At 35.5% G+C, this 2,117-nt stretch carries 5 protein-coding genes; 3 read left to right on the top strand and 2 right to left on the bottom strand.

Annotated features, from left to right (window positions below; all coding sequences use genetic code 11):
- Positions 1–122 precede the first annotated feature (122 nt).
- Together GQR46_RS18970 and GQR46_RS18975 are read left to right on the top strand one after the other, a co-directional pair.
- Positions 123–512, top strand: coding sequence for a cytochrome b562 (locus GQR46_RS18970; protein ID WP_165728067.1), 390 nt, complete (start codon positions 123–125; stop codon positions 510–512).
- A gap of 83 nt (positions 513–595) precedes the next feature.
- Complete coding sequence (locus tag GQR46_RS18975; RefSeq protein WP_002958670.1) at positions 596–982, top strand: OsmC family protein; 387 nt, start codon at positions 596–598, stop codon at positions 980–982.
- 62 nt (positions 983–1,044) lie between these two features.
- On the opposite strand, the gene ykgO is transcribed toward GQR46_RS18975, so the two are convergent.
- Complete coding sequence (ykgO, locus tag GQR46_RS18980; protein WP_002958669.1) at positions 1,045–1,179, bottom strand: type B 50S ribosomal protein L36; 135 nt, start codon at positions 1,177–1,179, stop codon at positions 1,045–1,047.
- Complete coding sequence (locus tag GQR46_RS18985) at positions 1,176–1,442, bottom strand: type B 50S ribosomal protein L31 (protein ID WP_165728066.1); 267 nt, start codon at positions 1,440–1,442, stop codon at positions 1,176–1,178. The genes ykgO and GQR46_RS18985 overlap by 4 nt, the downstream gene beginning before the upstream one ends.
- A 241-nt stretch (positions 1,443–1,683) precedes the next feature.
- Between GQR46_RS18985 and GQR46_RS18990 the strand changes: the two genes are divergently transcribed.
- Positions 1,684–1,953, top strand: a complete 270-nt coding sequence (locus GQR46_RS18990) for a hypothetical protein (RefSeq protein WP_007580861.1) — start codon at positions 1,684–1,686, stop codon at positions 1,951–1,953.
- Positions 1,954–2,117: the final 164 nt, after the last annotated feature.

The raw sequence follows: 2,117 nt of genomic DNA on the forward strand, positions 1-2,117 counted from the left end.
AGCTTTAAAATGATTAATTTGTAAACCCCCTTTACAGTTCAAAGTACTCATAACAGCTCGTAAAGTTACTTTACTACGTAAACTTGATACAATTTAGGTGTTTTTAATTAATAGGTTTGACCATGAAGTATTTAGTAATTATTTTTACCTTTGCGTTTAGTTCAATGTCTTTTGCGCAGCAAGAAGTCGATCTTGAAATAAATATGAAAAATACGGGCCTTGCTTATAAACAAGCAGTGCAGGCAACTCAACTTAGTGAATTTAATACTGCGATTGATGAATTTATAAAGCTAGTAAAAGTAAGTAAAACAGCTAAGTTTTACAAAAAACCTGAGCAGTCATTGCAGGGCCTTGATAAAGTGATTGCTCAAGCTGAACTTGCAAAAAAGGCAGCAATCGAGCAGGGGCTAAGTGCGGCAAAAGAACCACTGAAAAATATAGATAACTTACGTAAAAAATATCATGAGTTACACGAGCCTCCAGGGTTCTTTGAATTACTGTTCGGTTCATAAACCTAGACACTATGTATCTTTAGTAGCTACTTTTAAGCTAATTATGTTAAAGGTATCTGCAGCAATAAATATAAGGAAACACAATGGAAATTTCAGTTTCAATGTTAGAAGGCCAAAAGCAAAGCGCTAAATTTGGCGACCTAGAAGTAATAAGCGATCAAAGTGTAAACGCTGGTGGCAATGCAGAGCATCCAGAACCGTTTGATTATTTTTTAGTAAGTATGGTTTTATGTGCAGGTTTTTATGCGCGTAAGTTTTGCGAGCAGCGTGATATTTCAACGCAAGGTATGACGCTTACCCAAAACAACGAAAATGTAGATGACAACGGTAAAAAGTTATTTTCAATTGAGATTAACTTACCTGATGGTTTCCCTGATAAGTATAAAAAGGCGCTTATTGCAGCTGTAAATACCTGTACGGTAAAAAAAGTAATTCAGGCAGTGCCAGAGTTTTCAGTAGTGGTAAAATAGTCCCCCTAAATTAGGTAGCTTAAGCAAGCTACCTAATTATATGTTGAGCATCCCCGTTTAACTTATTTCTTTTTCATTCCTTGTACTGCTTTAAAGCGTGGGTTGTTTTTACAAATTACAAATACGCGGCCTTTGCGTTTTACAATTTGACACCCCGGACGTTGCTTAGCACTTTTAAGAGAGCTTAATACTTTCATACCTTTTCCTTTTTAACAGTCGATAAACTTTTAAAACGACGATTAAACTGCGCAACGCGACCATCTGTAGCGGTTGTTTTTTGCTTGCCTGTATAAAATGGGTGCGAGTCACTTGATACATCAATAGGTACGTATGGGTAAGTATTACCATCGATCTCGATTGTGCGATTGGTTTTAATGGTTGAGCCAATAATAAAGTAAGAATCGGCAGCGGTATCGTGAAAAGCAACCACGTGGTAGTCAGGATGAATATTTGGTTTCATAATACGCCTTAATAAATGATATGTGATAATGTATCATTTTAATTTAACGTATTTATTCTCTCATTGCAAATTATTCAAATGTTCCTCAAAAAGGCCGTGATTGCTGGCTATTTGCGCAAATAAATCAAAAAATAAGCACTTGAATCAAAAATGCTGGCTATTGGCGTTTAGGCTGTTATAACTATATTTAAGAGTTAAAACGTTAACAAATACGGTTATAAAGTTATTACAGAGGTTATGTATGAGTGACGCAACACAACAACAAGAACAAATTGATCAAGGGGTAATGGAAACCCTAAGAGAGCGCGACCACAGTACCTTGGCGCAACAAGTAAATCCTTTAACCTGCAACCATAACGATATTGTAGAATTACTAGCGCGGTATATGGCACTAAGCGAGCAAGAAGATGATGAGCTGTTTGATGATTGGTTTGATAACCTAACTAAAGAGCAACATACTGTTTTAAAAGTATTTGAAGTTTACCGCGGACAATATGAGCACCAAAATTAAAGTATTTATTTTTGTATGTATGCCAAATCCAGTGGTTATTTAAATAAAACTAAATAGCCACTACTACTTTTTCATTAAAGGGTAGCTATGTTGTATCAACCACTAATCCCACTTGCTTAAATCATAATTTTTTGCGGATTGAATCTTATCTTTATTTAGGCACG

Source organism: Pseudoalteromonas sp. Z1A6 (genome assembly GCF_011378745.1).
Classification (GTDB): domain Bacteria; phylum Pseudomonadota; class Gammaproteobacteria; order Enterobacterales; family Alteromonadaceae; genus Pseudoalteromonas; species Pseudoalteromonas arctica.